This is a genomic window from Blautia sp. TF10-30 (assembly GCF_003481245.1).
Lineage (GTDB): Bacteria > Bacillota > Clostridia > Lachnospirales > Lachnospiraceae > Fusicatenibacter > Fusicatenibacter saccharivorans.
Window position 1 is genome coordinate 1 of record NZ_QUKM01000008.1, and the last position, 20,325, is coordinate 20,325.

General features: G+C 47.7%; 22 protein-coding genes. 7 read left to right on the forward strand and 15 right to left on the reverse strand.

Features of this window, described 5'->3' with window-relative positions:
* Window positions 1-218 (reverse strand): ParA family protein (locus tag DXD02_RS08710; RefSeq protein ID WP_147399143.1); only part of this gene is annotated, 218 nt, incomplete at its 3' end.
* 560 nt (window positions 219-778) lie between these two features.
* On the opposite strand from DXD02_RS08710, the gene DXD02_RS08720 reads away from it, so the two are divergent.
* Window positions 779-1,027 (forward strand): DUF6061 family protein, encoded by a 249-nt coding sequence (locus DXD02_RS08720; protein ID WP_033121501.1) that lies wholly within the window; start codon window positions 779-781, stop codon window positions 1,025-1,027.
* 49 nt (window positions 1,028-1,076) lie between these two features.
* On the opposite strand, the gene DXD02_RS08725 is transcribed toward DXD02_RS08720, so the two are convergent.
* The 7 genes from DXD02_RS08725 to DXD02_RS08755 all read right to left on the reverse strand — a co-directional run bounded on the left by DXD02_RS08725 (window position 1,077) and on the right by DXD02_RS08755 (window position 8,750).
* Window positions 1,077-2,102, reverse strand: a complete 1,026-nt coding sequence (locus DXD02_RS08725) for a sensor histidine kinase (protein ID WP_055228679.1) — start codon at window positions 2,100-2,102, stop codon at window positions 1,077-1,079.
* Window positions 2,099-2,776, reverse strand: a complete 678-nt coding sequence (locus tag DXD02_RS08730) for a response regulator transcription factor (RefSeq protein WP_055228678.1) — start codon at window positions 2,774-2,776, stop codon at window positions 2,099-2,101. Before DXD02_RS08730 ends, DXD02_RS08725 begins: the two co-directional genes overlap by 4 nt.
* A gap of 19 nt (window positions 2,777-2,795) precedes the next feature.
* Window positions 2,796-4,868, reverse strand: coding sequence for an ABC transporter permease (locus DXD02_RS08735; protein ID WP_055228677.1), 2,073 nt, complete (start codon window positions 4,866-4,868; stop codon window positions 2,796-2,798).
* Window positions 4,858-5,625: an ABC transporter ATP-binding protein gene (locus tag DXD02_RS08740; RefSeq protein ID WP_033121505.1), complete on the reverse strand. Its 768-nt coding sequence runs from the start codon at window positions 5,623-5,625 to the stop codon at window positions 4,858-4,860. The genes DXD02_RS08735 and DXD02_RS08740 overlap by 11 nt, the downstream gene beginning before the upstream one ends.
* Window positions 5,626-5,702: 77 nt before the next feature.
* Window positions 5,703-6,890, reverse strand: a complete 1,188-nt coding sequence (locus tag DXD02_RS08745) for a hypothetical protein (RefSeq protein ID WP_033121506.1) — start codon at window positions 6,888-6,890, stop codon at window positions 5,703-5,705.
* A 35-nt stretch (window positions 6,891-6,925) separates the two neighbouring features.
* The gene (locus DXD02_RS08750; RefSeq protein ID WP_117800652.1) at window positions 6,926-7,633 is read right to left on the reverse strand and encodes a hypothetical protein; all 708 of its coding nucleotides are present in this window, start codon (window positions 7,631-7,633) and stop codon (window positions 6,926-6,928) included.
* 10 nt (window positions 7,634-7,643) lie between these two features.
* Window positions 7,644-8,750, reverse strand: coding sequence for a DUF6076 domain-containing protein (locus DXD02_RS08755; protein WP_033121508.1), 1,107 nt, complete (start codon window positions 8,748-8,750; stop codon window positions 7,644-7,646).
* Window positions 8,751-8,972: 222 nt separating this feature from the next.
* On the opposite strand from DXD02_RS08755, the gene DXD02_RS08760 reads away from it, so the two are divergent.
* From DXD02_RS08760 to DXD02_RS08790, 6 genes are all read left to right on the forward strand, one after another.
* On the forward strand, window positions 8,973-9,593 hold the full coding sequence (locus DXD02_RS08760; protein ID WP_033121509.1) for a CHC2 zinc finger domain-containing protein: 621 nt from the start codon (window positions 8,973-8,975) through the stop codon (window positions 9,591-9,593).
* A 1-nt stretch (window position 9,594) separates the two neighbouring features.
* A complete protein-coding gene (locus DXD02_RS08765) occupies window positions 9,595-10,941 on the forward strand; it encodes a DNA primase family protein (RefSeq protein WP_118666741.1) in 1,347 nt (448 codons plus the stop codon).
* 400 nt (window positions 10,942-11,341) lie between these two features.
* Entirely contained in the window at window positions 11,342-11,557 is a 216-nt protein-coding gene (locus DXD02_RS08775; protein ID WP_055228675.1) for a hypothetical protein, read from the forward strand.
* Window positions 11,558-11,903: 346 nt separating this feature from the next.
* The gene (locus DXD02_RS08780) at window positions 11,904-13,193 is read left to right on the forward strand and encodes a plasmid recombination protein (protein WP_033121833.1); all 1,290 of its coding nucleotides are present in this window, start codon (window positions 11,904-11,906) and stop codon (window positions 13,191-13,193) included.
* Between the two features lie 18 nt (window positions 13,194-13,211).
* Window positions 13,212-13,514, forward strand: coding sequence for a hypothetical protein (locus DXD02_RS08785; protein WP_033121834.1), 303 nt, complete (start codon window positions 13,212-13,214; stop codon window positions 13,512-13,514).
* An 80-nt stretch (window positions 13,515-13,594) separates the two neighbouring features.
* A complete protein-coding gene (locus DXD02_RS08790) occupies window positions 13,595-15,241 on the forward strand; it encodes a recombinase family protein (RefSeq protein ID WP_199572093.1) in 1,647 nt (548 codons plus the stop codon).
* A gap of 103 nt (window positions 15,242-15,344) precedes the next feature.
* Here the strand turns inward: DXD02_RS08790 and rpsI are convergent, their stop codons facing one another.
* From rpsI to yihA, 7 genes are all read right to left on the reverse strand, one after another.
* Window positions 15,345-15,737 (reverse strand): 30S ribosomal protein S9, encoded by a 393-nt coding sequence (gene rpsI / locus DXD02_RS08795; RefSeq protein WP_055219853.1) that lies wholly within the window; start codon window positions 15,735-15,737, stop codon window positions 15,345-15,347.
* Between the two features lie 17 nt (window positions 15,738-15,754).
* Complete coding sequence (gene rplM, locus DXD02_RS08800) at window positions 15,755-16,183, reverse strand: 50S ribosomal protein L13 (RefSeq protein WP_055219851.1); 429 nt, start codon at window positions 16,181-16,183, stop codon at window positions 15,755-15,757.
* A 214-nt stretch (window positions 16,184-16,397) separates the two neighbouring features.
* Entirely contained in the window at window positions 16,398-17,150 is a 753-nt protein-coding gene (gene truA / locus DXD02_RS08805) for a tRNA pseudouridine(38-40) synthase TruA (RefSeq protein ID WP_055265739.1), read from the reverse strand.
* Window positions 17,151-17,174: 24 nt separating this feature from the next.
* On the reverse strand, window positions 17,175-17,975 hold the full coding sequence (locus tag DXD02_RS08810) for an energy-coupling factor transporter transmembrane component T family protein (protein ID WP_055265741.1): 801 nt from the start codon (window positions 17,973-17,975) through the stop codon (window positions 17,175-17,177).
* On the reverse strand, window positions 17,969-18,853 hold the full coding sequence (locus DXD02_RS08815; RefSeq protein ID WP_055226923.1) for an energy-coupling factor transporter ATPase: 885 nt from the start codon (window positions 18,851-18,853) through the stop codon (window positions 17,969-17,971). The genes DXD02_RS08810 and DXD02_RS08815 overlap by 7 nt, the downstream gene beginning before the upstream one ends.
* Window positions 18,844-19,689 (reverse strand): energy-coupling factor transporter ATPase, encoded by an 846-nt coding sequence (locus tag DXD02_RS08820; protein ID WP_055219895.1) that lies wholly within the window; start codon window positions 19,687-19,689, stop codon window positions 18,844-18,846. Before DXD02_RS08820 ends, DXD02_RS08815 begins: the two co-directional genes overlap by 10 nt.
* Window positions 19,690-19,693: 4 nt before the next feature.
* Window positions 19,694-20,299, reverse strand: coding sequence for a ribosome biogenesis GTP-binding protein YihA/YsxC (gene yihA, locus DXD02_RS08825; protein WP_055219842.1), 606 nt, complete (start codon window positions 20,297-20,299; stop codon window positions 19,694-19,696).
* Window positions 20,300-20,325: the final 26 nt, after the last annotated feature.

Here is a 20,325-nt window from a genome sequence, read left to right on the forward strand (position 1 = left end):
TGATCCATCAGAATTTTGCCCATTGCATCCGACAGTGTAAATGGCAGCTTGTCTGGTTGCGGATTTCCCAAGCTGATTGTCAGGCTTCCTTGCGGGTCCCCGTCGATCATAAGCACTTTCTTTCCGGCCTGTGCCAGACCTATTCCCAAGTTCGCACAGGTTGTTGTTTTGCCAACGCCGCCTTTCTGGTTGGCGATGGCGATGATTTGTGTGTTCATGACTTCACCTCATTTCTGATTGTTGCTGTTGTTTCTGGAAATAGAAAAAGCCGCCACTTCAAAATTAACAGTGAAGTGACGGCTCTTTCTATCGCCGGAATACGAGTTCCTGAAATGAAAAAAGCACCCAGCATTTATACTGTGTGCTACATCAAATTCATATTCAATTATTCAAATTAGCTCAAACTATGCCAAACTGCCACAGCCAAAAAACGAGGGGAAGGAGGGCTGAAAAGCACTCCAAAAATCGGCTCTCGGTTAACCACTTTGGGAACCACTTACCCCTCTTTTCGCCCTCTTTTTGGCCAGTTAACCACTTGCGGACCACTAAAAATTGGGTGAAAACGGCTCTCGTTTTGCCAAATTTGGTCAAACCATATCAGCCCGTTTAGATATAGCAAAAGCCCGGAAAACCTTGGCTTAACAGTGATAAGGAACTAATTTACTTATCAACTGTTAGCTGACGGTTTCCGGGGTGCATACGGACAAATCCCGTCTGATTTCTAACAGGAAGTCAGACGGGATTTTCGCTTTATATTACGAATTATGGAGGACATACCATGAAAACCTTAATATCTTGTGCCTACAATATGGATAATTGCTGTGTGGAAGTGAAATTCAGCGACGGCAGTATGATTGCGATTGACACTATCGTCGTTGAGAACGAGATTGCTGACAATATGTATCAGCGGTCAGAGCTGGATTATTTGATCTACAACGCTCCTTTGGAGTATGCAGACCTTATCTTGAACGGCGATCCCGAAACCTATTTGAAAACTGTAACAGAATACAAGCCTTGGGATAGCTGACAACACGCTGCCCGCAGGAGAAAATCCTGCGGGCGTTTTTCTGTTTATATTATTTCCCTCCGTTGGATCTCAATTTAGGAAAGAAGATGACAATCTTGAAGCTCTTTCCCCACTGGGAAGCTGCTTCCAGATGAAGATTTAGATCGTCGGCCATCTTCTTAACCAGGTAAAGTCCCATACCGGTAGCCTTCTTTCTGCTGTCAGTAGAATCCCCGGTAAAGCCCTTTTGAAAAATGTACGGCAGATTATATTTTTTTACGCCAATGCCGTTATCTTCAACAGAAAGGATATCTGCAGTCTCCGAATGTATCACGGAAATTGTAAGCATGGGACTATCGCTGCTATATTTGATGGCATTGCTAACGATTTGTCCCAACATAAACTGAAGTCCTCTACGGTCTGTATAGACTGTTTCAGATTGCAGTTTGTTGAGAATGACAAAATGCTTCTCTTCAAGAAGTGGGGCATAGTCCTCCAGAACTTCACCCAAGCAGTCATTCAAATTGACATCCTCAAATCGGTAATCCTTTGTACTGCTCTTCAACCGGGCATAGTACAGCATCTGCGTGACATCCTCCTGAAGCTGACTGCGGACATAATCCAGCTTTGCTTGCAGGGAAGGAGAGATTTCATCGTTCCGGTTATCCAAGAGCATGGTCAGCAACGATAGGGGCGTTTTCGCTTCATGTGCCCAGCCCTCCACGTATTCTTCATAGTCCCGTAGGGCATCCGCCATATTGTTACTCTCGTTTTTGTATTCCCGTAAAACCGAAGCCAAAAATCGGACAGATTCTCCTTCTTTCTGACTAATGGCACTGAGCAGCCGTTCTTCATTGCAGATGGTAGGATCACTGAGGAAATCTCGGAACAGTTCCATGTGGGTGTTCTCCCTCTTGTTTAGTACAAACAGAATCGCTGAAAACAAAAGGATGCTCGTCAGAACTACTAACCCGATCAAGGTTTGAAATACCTGAATGTCAGAAATCCAAAGAATGACAGCGCAAAAGCAATCCACGCCCAGCAGCAACAGAAGCCAGGGGTAGTACCGTTCTATCATGTGCCAAAGCTGCTTCATAGAGACACCTCCGCTTCCAAACGGTAGCCCATTCCTCGAACTGCAACGATTCGCTGCTTCATTTCAAGGGCGGACATCGTTTTTTTCAGCCGGGTTAGGTTAACCTGCAAGGCATTTTCATCTATGTATTCCGTGGTTCCCCATAGTGCCATGCAAAGCTGCTCCGTCGTGACCAGAGCATCGCCGCCGGACAAAAGAGCGACCAACAGTTTTCCCTGATTTTTTGGAAGCACCACAGAGGTATTATGAATATAAAGCGTGTAGGTCTGCTGGTCTAACAGGAAATCTGGTCCCTCTATGAGATTGGTACGGCCTTCATACCTTTTGAGAATATTGGATACCCTGGCAAGAAGTCGATCTTTTCTGCACGGCTTCGTCAAATATTCATCGGCACCCAACTGGAACGCTTGCAGTTCATCCTTTACCTGATCTCTGGAAGTCAGCACCAGGACGGGGATAGCAGTTTTATTCTTTAGCTCCTGGCAGATTTGAAAGCCACTGATCTCCGGCAAGTTCAGGTCTAAGATCACAAGGTCAGGGCGGAGGGCTGCCAAGAGCCGAGCGGCATCTTCAAACTCGGTAATTGCCTCCACAAGATAGCCGTCCTTTTGGAGCATATCGCAGAGTTCTTCCCGCATATAGACTTCATCTTCCACAACAGCAATTCTTTTCATGACAGCACCTCCTTCCAAATTATTCTTCTCTCTGCGGCTGCATCAGTGTCAGCAAATACCGATCACTGGAGCGCTTGACCACTCTCATATAAATATATTCTATCACGCAAAGTAGTAAAATCATAGCAGCAGATACAAGCAGCATTTCAGACACTGTCCCACGGGTTCGGGACGAGAGTATCCCTGTAAATAACGCCCTGACTCCAAACAGACTGCTGACAGCCGCAACCAATACAGGAAGTCCCATAAACCAGGTAATTTGCTTTCCAGCAGACTGGCAAAGGGTTTCGTAAGTAGCTCCCAGGCGGATCAGGGTCTGGTATCTGCGCCCGGTTTTCTGCTGACTCATCAGGAACTGAACACCCACGATGGTGTTGGCAACTACCAGGAAAACAATCGCAAGATAGAGGGTAATATAACTGGATGCTATGGTGTAGAAAAGCTGACGACCTATATTCTGAAGATAGCTTTCATATTCAATGCCAGTTTCGTCCAGCTTCTCGTTCAAATCCAAATATGCAGTCATAAGGCTATTTCCATCCAGAGCCTGCTCACTGAGCACCGCATTGACATAGGTATCATACATTCCCTGGCTATAATATAGGAATGCTTCATCCGGAAGAATCAATGCAAAGGACAAGGTTATAGAACGGTCCGTGACCAAATTCACAGACTGAACCTCTCCTGTAAGATGAATCGGACTACCATCCAGTTCCACCTTGGGCTGTCCGGCCAATACTTGGTTCAGCATTGCGGTACGACTTACCGTAGTAAACTCTGTATCAATATAGACAGCGGCCTCCTTTTCGCCTAATTGGAGAGCCGGTTTGCCGGACAATTCCAACAAACGATTATAGTCCGATAAACAAATCAAATATGGGTATGTGGCATAACCAAGATTGTTCAGAAGGACATCCCGGTCTTCCGACTGGGGCAGGCTCCGAAGAGAGTCCATAACAGCGTCCATGCTGTAGGCATTATCATAATCTTCTGTGGTGCGAATACGCCCAACCCTCATTTCAAAAAGCTCTGAAAATTGATTTTCCAAACCGTTTTCTTTCAGGGCTGCCTTTATATTCGGAAGAACCTGCGATGAATCTTCTGCAGTATGATCTTCAAAAGTATAGTCGATTACATGGCCAGAAGACAGGCTATTCGTTCCTGCAATTCCTACGCCCGCACCAAAACAACACAGCGCCGCCAGAATCAGCAGGGAGCTGATGGCCATGGAGGTTGACTGATGAATAACATTCTCCTGAATCTGCCGGAAGGTAAATACATGAAGCTGCTTATTTCCTTTTCCTTTCTTAACAATCAAAGCAATCAGCGCACGCATCCCATAGAAAAGCAGCATCGTACCAACTATGCCCAACAGCAAAGTCAGTCCCATCATACTTACCTTTGTCCATGCAATTCCCTGAATCGCCATGTAGTAAGCCACTGCCAACATCACACTTCCGCATATAGCAGCCAGTCCATAGATAACAGATGGCATTTGCTTTTTGGGGCGGTTCGTTGGCTGGGATAGCAAAGTACCGATCTCCTGGCGGCTGATTCGTCCACTCAAAATCAGAAGTGCCGTCAGCTTAATTGCCAGAAATCCTGCCAGCGTCCATTCAATTGCAGACCAGGATAAAGAAAACTGATGACCGATGATCCCCATGCCTACCAGCTTGGCGGTGACAAGACTGACAATTTCTGAAAGCACCACAGCCACAGGTAAGCCTATGAGCATGGCAAGAATACTGGTCAGGAAATCTTCCGCCAGAAGCATACCAAACAGTTTACTTCTACGCATCCCCAACATTAGATAAACACCAAACTCATGCCGTCTGCGCTCGAACTGATACTTGCAGGCAAAATAGATCAAAAAGAACAGAATACCGAGGGTCATCCCATAAAACGCAGGAATCAGAAGCAGGAGTTTGTCAACTGCGTCACTCTCCATTTTCTGCAAAAAGAGCATCACATCTTGAGTGGAGATGGAAAGAATCATGTAAAAGGCAACAATAGAAATCACCAGGGAGCTGAAAAACAGACCGTTTTCCTTTCGGCTGCGGTGGCTGTTCCGAAGAATGAGATTAGAGAACATTTGCGCTGCCCCCTCCCAGTTGCGCCATCACCTTCAGGATGCGCCCGTAGAACTCCTGCTGGCTTTCGTCTCCACGCCGAAGCTCATGAAAGATCACGCCGTCCTGGATGAACAGAATGCGCTTGCAAAAGCTGGCGGCATTGGAATCATGGGTTACCATCAGGATCGTAGCTTGTTCGTCACGATTCAGGCCGGACAGCTTCTCCATAAGACTTCTTGCGTTCTTAGAATCCAGCGCACCCGTCGGTTCATCGGCAAGGATCATTTGGGGATGTAAGATCAGAGCCCTTGCTGCCGCAACACGCTGACGCTGGCCGCCGGACATCTTGGACGGAAACTTATCCAGAACATCAGTGATTTCCAGATAGTCAGCCAACTGCTTCAGCCGCTGGCTGCTTTCTGCTTCGGATACCCCATGCAAGGAAGTCGGGAGCAGGATGTTTTCCCTGCCAGTCAGGTTGTCCAGCAATTCAAAGTTTTGGAATAGATAACCAACTTTTTTGCCACGGTACTCTGCAAGAGCCTTTCCCTTGAGGGATTGCAGAGTATCGCCTTCCACCTGAATGCTTCCACCTGTGGGTTGAATCACAGTCGCAATACAATTGAGCAGTGTGGATTTACCGGAACCGCTGCTTCCCATAATGCCGAGAAACTCTCCCGGCATCACCTGGAAGGTGATCCCATTCAGTGCCTTTGTTTGACTTGGCACATTGCCATAGATTTTTGTTAAATTTTCAATATTCAAAATGGGTTTCATGTGAATACCTCCTATCATTTGTAATAAAATGATAGCATGGGAACACAGCAAATACCACTTACAGTGGTTGTAAGGATTCAAGATATAAGTGGCGGCTCAAGGGGGACGAGCATATATTTTGTAAGAGCATCAGGCGACAATGATAAAATATACCGGATCGCCTCCTTGGCAAACCAGTTCGTTTTAATTGTATCCCAATCAGCAAGTCGGATAATCTCTGCTGTGCCGTTCTCAAAATCAACTGAAATTTCGCCCCATTCGCCGTCGCAGTCTGCTTGATATTCGTAGATTGCGGCGGCGATTTTCTTTTTGCGCTTGGTTTTGGTTTTCTGTTTCAGCCGGACAGCATGGAGCGCACCTTCGGCAACCAGCAGTTCTGTCAGTTTGTCCACCGCTTTCCGGTAGGCTCGCTCTGCACCGCTGGCTGTGCTGCCCTCAAACATAATCGCCAATTCTTCAAAAGTGGGGCGGTTCTTCCATGAGCCAACTCGCCCGCAGGTCATACAGATTGCTAACCGTTTTTCGAGCAAGGTCTGTTCCCGGTAATTCAGCTTCTCAAATGCCCGCTGTACCTTTTCTGCTTGTATGCCGTTCCAGAGGATGTCGGTATAGTTCCAGCTATCGTCAAGGGCTATATCCTCGCCTGTTTCCTCGCCGTCCTCGTCCGTTATATAGAACGGCTGCTGGTTGCGGATTCCACGGACAACTTTCAGATATTCTTCCGCAAGAGCAAGGTCGCAGTTATACTTCTTGGAAAACTGGTTGACCGCATCTTTGGTGTTATGGTACAGCCACGCCATTGATCGCACCATTTTGTAATTGGTCAGAGAGGATACCGACCATTTTTCTTCGCCCATGCGGAAACGGAGCATAGAATCCCAGATGAACGGATAGATGTATGTAGCATACTCCGCACCCTTGGCAGGATCATAGTCCATCAGCTTTTGGAGCATTTGCTCCCGGCAGGAGATCTTTATATCGATAAATCGGTCTGTGTCGTACAGATTGCCGCCGTCCACACTGAGAAAGCCTTTGATGCGCTTGTTGAGCTGCGTTTCGTAGTGGTGCAGAAAGAACGAAAAATATAGCAAATTCTTTTCCCGCAAAGCAGACAGGATATATTCATTCAGACTGTCCACCGCTGGCGGTTCCGGTTCCAGTTGGAAGATGCGCTCTGCCACATAGGGGATGATGCCGTCACCGTGTGGATTAACTTGGTGCTTCGGTATGTATCCGGTCATGTTCCACGAAAAATCATTTAGCATAGCGCACCTCCCTTCTAAGTAATCAGCGGGAATAATTAACCATAATTCCAAGTTTGTCTTGCAGCATTTATATTATCCAGAAGAACAGATGCAGGATTTGCCTCGTAATAGTACGTGCTCATATCCAAAATGCCTTCTTCCATTTCACCCCACTCTGCTGTGCGAGAAACAAAGATTCTATAATATACACACCAATCGCATGTGGTGGTGAAAGCAGCAATATCTGCAAAGTCTTTTGGAAATACAATTCTTCTTCCATTTGATGTTGGCTTAAGATAGTTCTCCATTATTTCTTTGAAATTCTTCAGATCATAATCCGTAGCGTTTTCCAAAGCTTTACAGACAATCAATTCTTCGTGCGTGAATTCTGTAAGTGTTTCTAAATGGTTTGCAAGAATTAGACCATAAATAACGCAAACCTTTGGGCATTCTGCATTTACGGTTTGTTTGAACAGATTGGCTACGATAATAGCCTTTTCCGGGCTGGAGTTTACATAGTTGTAAAGCTCGTTCAATCTTCTTTCGAGATTAAAGCCAGATGCAAGACCGTTCAGTAGATGGCCGAGTTTGAAGGTATTGTATTCAGATAGAAGATCATTTCCTATTCCGCCTACAATTCCCGCAACTGGGTTTACTACGCCCAACACACCAATAGAGCCAGAACGGATTATTTTGGTCATAGGATTGTCCATAACCCGGCTAAGCGCATTCCCAATATCAGTTAAATCATATTTCTGTGCCATTACATATTCCTCATTTCGTCCGTAATTTTGCTTCTTTCTTCAAAGCAGCCTGTCCCATCTCTTTTTCGTAATCACCTTTGGCATAGGCGACATTGCTCAGCGCTCGAAGCATTTTATCCTTTGCCAGCTTTTTCATAACCTCTGCAAGATCAGCGTCCAGAGTACCACGCTTCACATAGCGGTTTATGGTGTTCAGCCGTTTCTCATAAATCTGTTTCACCGGATGATCGTCCGCAAGCTCCCGTTGTTCTCTGCCTTTCAGGTTGCCGATCTGTCGGCAAGTGCGGTGCAGCTTGTCCCCCGGTGCATAGCCGCCGCAGTATTTGGTGTGCCTTGCGTTGGTGGTGAGGAACCACTTGCCGCAGATTTTGCATTTTTTCGGGGCATGACCAACACATAAGCCCTCAAAAAGATCAGACCGGAACATCCCTACAAAGGATACATAGTGCATCCGCTTGACCAGCTTCGCAACTTTTTCGCCGGGACGGATGACCGATATATACTGAACGGAATTATTCAAAGTAGACATCCAGGCATTGCCCTCCGTGATAGAGAACTCCGGCGGAAAATAGTCGCCGAACATTTTTGCAAAACCCTCTGCGGTGCGTTCTGCTTCATTGCCGTCTGATTTTTCTGCAAAATCAAGCATGGCCGTTTGGTATTCCCCAAGGGAGTATGCCAGATGCCCGAAAACTGCGGTATAGCGTTGGAGCATCATCGCATCGGCAAAGTTCTGGATTTCTTCAAATTGCAAAGAATTGGTTGCGGCTTTTATGGCAAACTCCACATATTTCAGCGCATTGTCCACAGTAAAGACTTTTTCAATCCGTTCTCTGTGCTTTGAGATATTCATATAGGAGAACGGCGGTGTTTGACTGAGAATATCAAGCATCGTCAGAGCAGCTTCCGTTGCAATAGGACAGAGTGCAGAAGCATCCTGTCCGGCGTTTAATATTCCAAGCAGCAGATTGATTTTCTCGCATTGCTCGTTCATCTTTGCGATGGTATCCGCAGGGACATTCAGCGCATCACAGGCAAGAGCGCCGACAGGAAGTGTTTTTCCCTCATATATGACCGTATCCTGCCAAAAATCCAATGTCATCAGTTCTTGGTTCATGCTTGCCCCTCCTGTCCTGTTTTTTCATTTTCTTAATTCTATCATGCTAATGTAAAGAAATCTACATCTATCCATAAGTTGTCCTGTTTTTTGAAACGGGGTTGTCCTCCGATTAGCCTGTTTTTTGAAAAATCCGGCATAACCATAGTAGAAGGAGCCAAACCCCTGCCAATCACGGCGGGTGTTTCGTGCTTTCTAAATACTATGAACGGAGGTTTTTCTATGACAATCTATGAAATCATCAAGGCGGCAATCAGCGTAAAGCAAGCCGCAAAACACTACGGGCTGAATGTCAACCGCAATGGTATGGCTTGCTGCCCGTTCCACAACGACAGGCATCCGAGCTTGAAGCTGAACGAGGATTATTTCTTCTGCTTCGGCTGCGGAGCCAAGGGGGATGTAATCGACCTTGTGGCAAGACTGTTCGATCTGAGCAGTTATGAAGCAGCGCAAAAGCTGGCTGCGGACTTCGGGCTTGACCCGAAACCGCCCACTGCCGCAGCTATGGTCAAGCCAAAGCGTCCCTATATCCGTCAGTTCCGGGAGAATGAAATGCTGTGTTTCCGGGTGCTGACGGATTATCTGCATCTGCTGGAAGATTGGAAAATACGATACGCACCCAAGACACCGGAAGATGCTCTGGATGACCGTTTTGTGGAAGCCTGCCAGATGCACTGCTATATCGAATATATGGCAGATGTGCTGACGGTGGGTGATCTGGAAGAACGGGTGGCATTGGTGGACAAGCTGATGCAGGACGACAAAATTGCTTTTCTGCAAGAGTATACCGCACGAAAGAAAAAGGAGGTGGCGCACCGTGGCGAAGAACCGGAAAACGCCTAATATGAATTTTCCTGTCTGGTTTGACGGGCAGAACATCAACGAAGCTCTGTTTTGTGAAGAATTTCTGCATGAGCGCAGAATCATCTTCGCAAACGGAGCTTTTTTCACGCCCGATGGTCGAGTGACGGATGACCTTCCTCTGCGTGGGGAGATTTACGACAAGCTGAAATTTTGTGCCGTGAACAACATCCCACGGAAGATCACCAACATTCTGGAAGTGCTGAAACTGGAAGCGCAGGTGTCTGACTTCCCTCCGGAGCAGGATCGCATCCATGTTGCCAACGGTACGCTGCTCTTGAACGGCACTTTCACCGAAGGCAGACCGGCTATCGTGCGAAGCCGTCTGCCTGTAGGCTATAATCCCGATGCTCCTGCACCGGTGATCTGGCTGAACTTTCTGGATGGGTTGCTTTACGCCGAGGACATTCCAACTTTGCAGGAGTTTATCGGCTATTGCCTGATTCCCTCCAACAAGGGGCAGCGCATGATGGTGATTAAAGGCAACGGTGGCGAGGGTAAATCTCAAATCGGTGCGGTGCTGTCCACCATCTTCGGCACGAATATGAAAGACGGCAGCATCGGGAAGATTTCTGAAAACCGTTTTGCCCGTGCCGATCTGGAACACATCCTGCTGTGCGTGGATGATGATATGCGGATGGAAGCTCTGCGTCAGACCAACTATGTAAAATCCATCGTGACTGCACAGGGCAAAATGGACTTGGAACGCAAGGGCAAGCAGAGTTATCAGGGCTGGATGTTTGCCCGGTTGCTGGCATTCAGCAATGGTGATCTGCAAGCCCTATATGATCGCAGCGATGGTTTTTACCGCAGACAGCTTGTGCTGACCACCAAAGAAAAGCCCATGGACAGAGCCGATGATCCTGACCTTGCAGAGAAGATGAAAGCTGAAGCCGAGGGTATCTTCCTGTGGGCATTTGAAGGCTTACAGCGGCTTGTTGCCAACAACTTTAAGTTTACGGAGAGTGACCGTATCCAGAAAAACCGGGAAGCGGTCAAGCGTGACAACAACAATATCTTTGATTTCATGGAGTCGGAGGGATACATCCGATTGAAAGCGGATGCTTCCATCAGCTCTAAGGATTTCTATGAAATCTACCGGATGTGGTGTGAGGAAAACTCCCCTGCACCGCTGAAAGCCCGTAGCTTCAGCGATGCCATGATTGCCAATGCCGGGAGATTCAATCTGGAGCATTGCAACAACATCACCAACTCTGCCGGACGGCGGGTGTGGGGCTTTATGGGCGTGGAAGCTGTGGCAAGACCTCATATAAATGGATTTTACGATGTTTCGCCGTGTACGTACGTACCGGAGGACTGGCGGGATTGATTTTGCCAGTCATGCTCTGTACGTATGTACGCAGCATTTACCCCTGTTTTCTTCCGTTATAGGAAACAGCAGCTTTCAAAGCTGACCTGTTTTCGGGCATTAAAAATCAATGGTAATGGAAACAGCAAAGTTTTTGACCGCAGGACGAAACTATTTCACGAAATCGTGCTTCTCTGAACCGTGTACCCTGTTCACGGAACAATGGGTGTTTTCACTGTTCCAGACCAAACCACACAAAACGGCAAAGTGGGATATGGTCATATATGGACAGGACATCACAAGCGAAATTCTGAACGGATTTCGGAGATTGCAGATTTTTCACTGTTCGGTGCATCCACTCCACCTTGGAGCGCAGAGGTTGCACCGACACATGAACTGAATTATGGAGGATTTTATCAATATGAATATACGCAACGAAATAAAGGCACAGATCATCCGTGCCGGGATGACCATGCAGGAAGTTGTTGACCTGCTCTCGGACGAGTACGGATGGAGCGACAGCGTTTCCAACCTGTCCGCAAAATTACAGCGGGAAAGTATACGATACAAGGAAGTATTGGAGCTTGCCGCTGTGCTTGGTTACGACATCGTATGGCAGAAAAGACGGGAGAAGTGATACCCCGGCAACAGCCCTCCGCATCTCCCGTCCCCATAGGCGCACCGCAGTGCTGCCCATGGACAGGCAGTGAAAGATACGGTTTTCGCTGCCATCGTCTGCAAGAAATGTTCCGCAGAACAGCTTCATGCAGACGGGCTGACCAAGGTAAAAGGCGCAGACATTTTGCCTTGGTCAGCAGAGGTCACCGCAGTGACCGCATTCCCCCTCGGGAGAGCCCTCGGAGAGCCCACGGCACTTTGTAGCCAGCATGGATGAAAGTGTAATAGTGGGTTATTACACTTTGAAAAAGTGCCGTTCCTCAGCCCTCCGCTGTCTGCAAATCTTAAAGAAAGGACAAAAATCTATGGCAAGAAATGATGGAATTGATCGTACCTTAGCCAGAAATCAGGACTTGGAAACTCCGGATGATGTGACAAAAGTACAGGAACACAATGAGCGTGAAAAAGACCGTTATTCCAATGTGGACATCGTGCCGGAACGTACTGCGCTGAATGTTCACTTCAAGTCTCCCACTGACGATTATGTAAAAATGTTTGAGCAGATGGAGCAGGACAAGATCATCTCCACCAGAGGGCTGAAACCGGATGCCGTCAAATATGGCGAGTTGGTTTTCGATGTGAACTCCGCTTATTTCTACAACCACGGCGGCTATGAGTTTGCAAAACAGTTTTATGCCGATGCCTATAAAGCCGCCGTGGAGATCGTGGGCGGTGAGCAGTATATCCTCTCCGCTGTAATGCATGCCGACGAGCGCAACCGGGCAATGTCGGAAGCTCTGGGTGAGGATGTGTACCACTATCACCTTCATGTGGTTTATATCCCGGTGGTGGAGAAACAAATCCTGTGGTCGAAGCGATGCAAGGATGAATCCCTCCGGGGAACGGTAAAGGAAACGATCACACAGGTCAGCCGCAGTAAGAAGTGGGAATCCAAACCCGTTCTTGATGAAAACGGAAATCCTATGTTGAACGCAAAAGGGAAAAAGATTTTGAAGTCGTCCTACAGTGTGCTGCAGGATGACTTTTTCAATTTCATGCGAAACGCTGGTTATACCGATGTAGAGCGTGGAGAATGTGGCAGCACCGAAGAACATCTGACGGTGACACAGTTCAAGGTACAGGCCGAACAGCAGCGTTTGGAAGCTGTGACCGGACAGGTGGCACAGGCCGAGCAGAGCTTAGCGGATGCCAAAGCTGCCACGGAGAAGCAGAAAAAGAAACTGGAAGCTCTGAAAAAGGAAACTCAGGCTGCTAAGTCTGTTGCTATGACTGCACATGAGATTGAGTCGATGGGCAAGAAAAATCCCATTACGGGAAATGTTACCATGACGGCGGATGAGTGCCGCACGCTAAAGGATTATGCGGTCAGCAGCTTTGCGGAAAAGTCTGAGAAGCTGAAATACAAGCAGAAATTCGAGCAGGCAGATAAAAACGCAAAGATATGGAAAGACCGTTTTGAAAAACTGAACAAAGACTATGAGGAGCTGAAACAAAAAGCCCAGCCTTTCCTGGATGCGATTGAGATTGCATCTGAAAAGGTCTGGGCTTTTATCAATGCCATCCTCGCCAGGGGAAAGGAACTGTATGAACACAAACACCCTGCCCGCAATCGTGGACAGGACATGGAAATTTAAGAAAGGAACTATTTGCCTATGAAGAAAACCGTAGATGAAATTAACAAGATGATTATGGAAGATGCCCCGATGGAAGAAATCAACGATGCCATCGGCTATATTGATATTTGCTCCTGCTTCGATCCGATTTTTGAGCCGCCTATTGATTTTCTGGAAGAATGCCGCAAGCGTTGGGAAGCGGCACAGTCCTCTTTCTGCAAAACCATTGAGTGCAAGATCGGAAACACATGGTATGTGATTGAAACGGAGTGTGATGGAAATGAGCCACTTACCGACAAGGTAAAACGGCTCATTTTTTCTGACAAGGGGGTGATTTGTTAATGACTGCGACACAAAAGCATGATATAATTCCAATATGCACAACGGTACTGTCGGCTGACCAACCACCGAAGGAGGATATTATGTTGGATCAGCAGAAAATTACCATTCTCTATTGCCGTCTGAGCAACGAGGATGCCCAGGAAGGCGAGAGTAACAGTATCGCAAATCAGAGAGAGTATTTAACCCGATATGCCCGTGACCACGGGTATACAAACCTGAAAATTCTGGTGGATGACGGTTATACGGGGACGAACTTCAATCGTCCCGGTGTGCAGGAAGGCTTTGAGCTTGTCAAGCAGGGGCTTGTGGGCTGCTGGCTGGTCAAAGACCTCAGCCGCTTTGGTCGTGACTATCTGACTGTTGGACAATATACGGATATTATCTTTCCGAGTTATGATGTCCGCTTTATCGCTATAAATGATGGCGTAGACAGCAACCGGGGAGACAGCGAGGGCTTCGCCGCAATCCGTAATCTGTTCAACGAGTGGTATCCCCGTGATACCAGCAAGAAAGTCCGTGTCAGTTTGCGGCAGAGAGGAACCAGTGGGAAGCACATGGGCAAACCGCCCTACGGATACCGCTGTGACCCGGAGGACAAGGATCACTGGATTCTGGATGAAGAAGCGGCTCCGGTAGTCAAGCTCATCTTCGACCTTTGCATTGACGGCAAAGGCCCGGAGCAGATTGCAAGGATTCTGGAAGAAAAGCAGATTATGACCGCAAAGGCACTCTATGCCAAGCGAAAGAAAAAGCCGATGCCGGAAAGACCGTATCACTGGGGCAACCAGTCCATTGCAGGGATTTTGGAACGGCAGGAGTACACAGGCTGTACCTGCAACTTCAAGACTTATTCCAAGTCCTACAAGCTGAAAAAGCGGATTCCCAATGAGCCGGAGAATATGTTTTATCTGCCGGACACACAGGAAGCGATTGTATCTCAGGCACAGTTTGACAGGGTGCAGGAACTGAGGAAAAACAAACGCCGCCCCGCAAAAGCGGAACGGCAGGGATTGTTCTCCGGGCTTCTGTTTTGTGCCGATTGCGGCGGCAAGCTCCACTTTGCCACAAGCAAAAGCTTTGAGGGCAAGCAGGATCACTACGTCTGCAACAACTACAAGAGCAACCGTGGTACTTGTACTGCCCACTATATCCGGGAAGATGTGCTTCGTGAAATCGTTCTGGAACGCATCCGGGCAGTCAATGAGTATATCCGAAGCGATGTGGACGGTTTTCAGGAGGAATGGCTGCAATGCCGCAGGACTGACCAGGAGCGCAGCATCCGGGATGACAAAAAGAAGCTGGAACAGGCAAAGAAACGCCTTGCCGATCTGGATGTCATCATCGCCCGGCTGTACGAGGACTATGTTCTTGGAAATCTCAATCAGGACAGATACAGAAAGATGTCTGCGGACTATGAAGCGGAGCAGGAACGGTTAAAGCTCGAAATTGAAGTTATCGAAGAATGGGTGGAACAGCGGGAAGAAATGAACGACGGTCTGGATGCCTTTATCGCCCTGACACAGAAATATGTGGATGTGGAGGAGCTGACACAGACCATCGTGAACGAGTATATCAAGAAAATCATCGTCTATGCCCCGGACAAATCCAGCGGCAAGCGCAAGCAGAAAGTGAAGATTTTCTTCAACTTCGTGGACGATGTAGATATTCCCGTTATTTCCGAGCCTATCATCACGCAAACAACCTATGAACACAGAAAAACGGCGTGACCTTCGGGTCACACCGTTCTCTGCGACAAAATAGTTACTTGTCACTATTAAGCCTTGATTTTCCGGGCTTTTTGAACCATTTTGATATAGCCTGAGCAGTCGATTATCGCTTGCTGAACTGCGGAGCGCGACGAGCTGCTTTGAGACCGTACTTCTTACGCTCTTTCATTCTAGGATCACGAGTCAGGAATCCTGCTTTTTTCAGAACTGGTCTGTAGTCGTTGTCTACAGTCAGAAGAGCGCGTGCAACACCGTGACGGATTGCTCCTGCCTGTCCTGTGTATCCGCCGCCATGAACGTTTACGATCACGTCAAATTTATCAGCGGTCTCTGTAGCTGCCAGAGGCTGACGAACGATAACTTTCAGGGTCTCCAGACCAAAATACTCATCGATGTCTCTTTTATTGATGGTAACTTTACCAGTTCCCGGTACAAGATATACTCTTGCGATAGATTTTTTTCTTCTTCCGGTTCCGTAATATTTTGCGCTAGCCAATGTTCTTTACCTCCCTATTAAAATGTTAATACTTCTGGTTTCTGAGCTGCATGAGCGTGCTCTGCACCAGCGTATACGTGAAGTTTTGTGAACATCTGTCTTCCAAGAGGTCCTTTTGGAAGCATGCCTTTCACTGCAAGTTCAACAACCTTCTCCGGTTTCTTAGCCATCATCTCACGAAGAGTAGCTTCTTTCATTCCGCCTACATAATCGGAGTGGCTGTAATAGATCTTCTGATCCAGTTTTTTACCGGTTACTGCTACTTTATCAGCGTTGATTACGATTACGTAATCACCAGTATCTACGTGCGGAGTGTACTCCGGTTTGTTTTTTCCACGTAATACTTTTGCTACTTCAGATGCCAGACGTCCTAATGTACATCCTTCTGCATCAACAACATACCATTTTCTTTCAATCTTATCTGGATTTGCCATAAAGGTGTTCATGGATATAACCTCCTGTGAAAAATTCAATTTACTGTTTCATGTATATAGGAAACCGCCTTACCGGGGCTTATGGCATCGGCGTTTTCAAACTACGTCACACATTTAGTAATTATATTATACGGATTTTGGAATGTCAACTGTTTTTTACCCATATTTTGCATTTTTTTGCAAACTGCGAGTCCCGTTTTGCGGGAAATACAGACCACTTATGTCTTTACTCGAAATCCCATTCGGGATACCGGATCTGCACCAGGGTCAGCCCCTCCGGCCTGGCCGTTGCTCCCGCCATTTTTCGATCCTTCGCCGCAAGGATTTCTTTTACTTTCTCCGGCGGATAATCACCCTTTCCAACCTCAAGCAGTGTTCCGGTGATAATCCGCACCATATTGTAGAGAAAACCGTTTCCGGTGATCCGGAAGCGGATCAGATCGTCTTCTTTTTCCAAACTCGTTTCATAGATCGTACGGACCGTGTCGGTCACCTCCGGTTTTGCTGTTGCAAAGCTTTTAAAATCATGCATGCCAACCAGATACGATGCTGCCTGCCGCATCGCATCCACATCCAGCGGGCCGTACCAGAAATAGGAATTCAGTCTCCGCGTCGGATCTGCAAAGGTGCGGTTCAAAATCCTGTATTCATATGTTTTGACTGTTGCGGTAAAACGCGGGTGAAAGTCTGGCGGCACTTCGGATGATCCCTGAATACGGATATCTGCCGGAAGCCGTGTGTTGAGTGCAAATGCGATACGGTCCGCCGGCATTCTCGCATCCGTATCAAATACCGCAACATTGCCGAGAGCATGTACCCCGGCGTCGGTCCGGCTTGCGCCGATGCAGGCCGTTTTCTTCGCAAAAAGATCGGAAAGAGCCTGATTTAATACTTCCTGTACTGTAATGCCGTTTGGCTGCACCTGCCATCCACAGTAATTTGTGCCGTCATACGCTACAATCAGCTTAATTCTGCGCATTCTTCTCCTCCGTTTTCGTCAAAGTCAGAGTCCGCACACGCGAAGGCCGATACTGCACACAAGGTATGCCATAAGAACGCCATACGCTGCATAATCGCGCGTCTGATACCGAAGCGGTTTCATCTGTGTTCTTCCCTCTCCTCCATGGTAGCAGCGTGCTTCCATCGCCAGCGCCAGATCATTTGCACGGCGGAATGCTGAAATAAACAGCGGCACCAGAAGCGGCACCATGTTCTTTACTCTCTGGATAATATTTCCGCTCTCAAAATCCGCGCCGCGCGCCATCTGCGCTTTCATAATCTTGTCTGTCTCTTCCAGGAGAATCGGGATAAAACGGAGTGCGATTGACATCATCATGGAAATCTCATGCACCGGCACATGGATTTTTTTCAATGGTCCGAGCAGGCTTTCGAGTGCATCCGTCAGCTGGTTCGGTGTTGTCGTCAGCGTCATCAGCGAAGAGCCGATCATCAGGAAAATCAGACGCACCGACATACGGCATGCCATAGCCACACCCTCACGGGTGATCGTAATTTTCCAGATACGGACGAGCACCTCACCCGGCGTAAATAAGATGTTAAACACCATCGTAATCGCAAGCAGCACAAAAATTGATTTCAGACCCTTCGTGATAAATTTGAACGGTACCTTCGACAGTTTAATCATCACCGCAAGGAATACGGTTCCAAGCAGATAGCCCCAATTGTGGAACAAAAAGAGGGAAACGACATAAACGATCGTTCCTACAAATTTCACACGCGGGTCAAGCCGGTGCAGAATAGAATCTGCCGGGTAATACTGTCCCAGAGTAATATCTCTTAACATACTTCTGCTCCTTTTTTCCCGTTTTTCTTCTGACTTCCCAGTGCCGCAAGAATCGTATCGCGTGCCTCCTCAACCGTCGTCGCCGTTACGTCCACGTCCATGCCGTGTTCCTTTAGCGCATGCATAATATACGTCATCTGCGGCGCCGCAAGACCGATTTTCTCGAGCTCTTTATAGTGAGCGAAGACTTTCTTCGGTGTATCGTCAAACGCCACATGACCGTGGTTCATGACAATAATCCGCTCTACATATTTTGCAATATCCTCCATGCTGTGCGATACGAGCACGACCGAAATGCCGCGCGTCTTATGCAGCAATGCAAGCTGATCGAGGATTTCATCGCGTCCCTTCGGATCAAGGCCTGCAGTCGGCTCGTCAAGCACCAGAAAATCCGGGTTCATGGCAAGCACACCGGCAATCGCAACACGACGTTTCTGACCTCCGGAGAGTTCAAACGGCGATTTTTCATACATTTCCTTTGGAAATCCGACATGATCCAGCGCCTCTTCCGCCCGTTTTCTGCATTCCTCCGGTGAAAGTCCCTGATTTTTCGGTCCGAAGCAGACATCTGTGATCACATCCGTCTCAAAAAGCTGATGCTCCGGGTACTGAAAAACCAGTCCCACATGGCTTCGAAGCTCTCTTAGCGGATATCCTTCTTTCCAGATATCCTCTCCGTTATACAGCACCCGTCCCAATGTCGGGCGGATCAGACCGTTCAAATGCTGCACAAGCGTCGATTTTCCGCTTCCCGTATGGCCGATAATCCCAACAAACTGGCCATTCGGAATTTCAAGATTGATATGCTCCAGGGCGTGCATTTCATATGCCGTTCCCGGGCTGTATGTGTACGTTACATCTTCAAGTTTCAATGACATAATGCATTCACCAGTTCTTCAATGGTCAAAATTCCCTCCGGGAGATCTACACCATTTTTTCTCAATTCATAAGCCAACAGTGTCACTTGGGGTACATCAAGACGGAGTTCTTTTAATTTCTCCACTTCGGAAAAAATCTCCCTTGGCGTCCCCTGCATTACCAGCTTACCGTTGTCCATAACGAACACACGGTCCGCAAAAACAACCTCTTCCATGTAATGCGTAATCAGAATAACCGTAACGCCCTTTTCTTCATTCAGCTTACGCACAGCGCGAAGAACCTCTTTTCGTCCGTTCGGATCCAGCATCGCGGTTGGTTCATCAAGAACAATACATTCCGGCTGCATAGCCATCACTCCTGCAATTGCAACCCTCTGTTTCTGACCTCCCGAGAGCTTATTCGGAGAGTGGGCCCGGTATGAAATCATCCCGGTCGCCGTAAGGCTCTCCTCCACCCGTTTCCAGATTTCATCGGTCGGGACACCCAGATTTTCCGGTCCAAAGCCGACATCCTCTTCCACCACATTTCCGATGATCTGGTTATCCGGGTTCTGGAATACCATACCGGCTTTCTGGCGGATCTTCCAGACATCCTCCTCATCTGTCGTCTTCATATCGTCCACCCACATGGTGCCTTCTGTAGGCACCAGCAGAGCGTTGATATGTTTCGCAAGCGTTGATTTTCCGCTTCCGTTATGCCCGAGCACCGCGATAAACTGTCCCTTCTGGATTTCCAGACTGACGTCCTCGATCGCTTTTGTTACTTCCGGCTCCTGTCCTTCCTCCTCATAACGGAGGTATTCATACCCAAGGCCTGCCGCACGTATCATACCCATGACATTATTCCCCGCTTTCTTCTGCATCCGAGCGGATTTCATCAATCAGATTCCAGATCTCCTCGCGTCCCTGTTTTGTCTCTGCAGAAAACGGAATCACAATCGTATCTTTCTCAACCTCCAGCGTCTCGCGGATCAGCTTGATCTGCTTCTGAAGCTGGCTGCGCTTGATCTTGTCCAGCTTCGTCGCAATGATGATCGGCTGATAGCCGTTTCGAAGAATCCAGTTGTACATGATGCGATCGTTGTTGGACGGTGCATGACGGATATCAATCAGAAGAAATACTGCGTGCAGCATTTTTGACTGATGCAGATAATCCTCGATCAGCTTGCCCCATTTTGCTTTAACCTCCTCGGAGGCTCTCGCAAAACCGTATCCCGGCAAATCCACCAGATACATTTCCTCATTGATGTGGTAGTAGTTGATCGTCTGTGTTTTTCCCGGCTGCGCACTGGTACGCGCCAGTGATTTCCGATTCATCAGGGCATTGATGAGAGAAGATTTTCCAACATTGGATTTTCCCGCAAATGCCACTTCCACCTGACCGGTATCCGGCAGTTTACTGGTGATTCCGCAGACATGCTGCAGCTCTACCTGTTTAATTACCATACTTTTCTTCTCCTGTTTTTTGCATC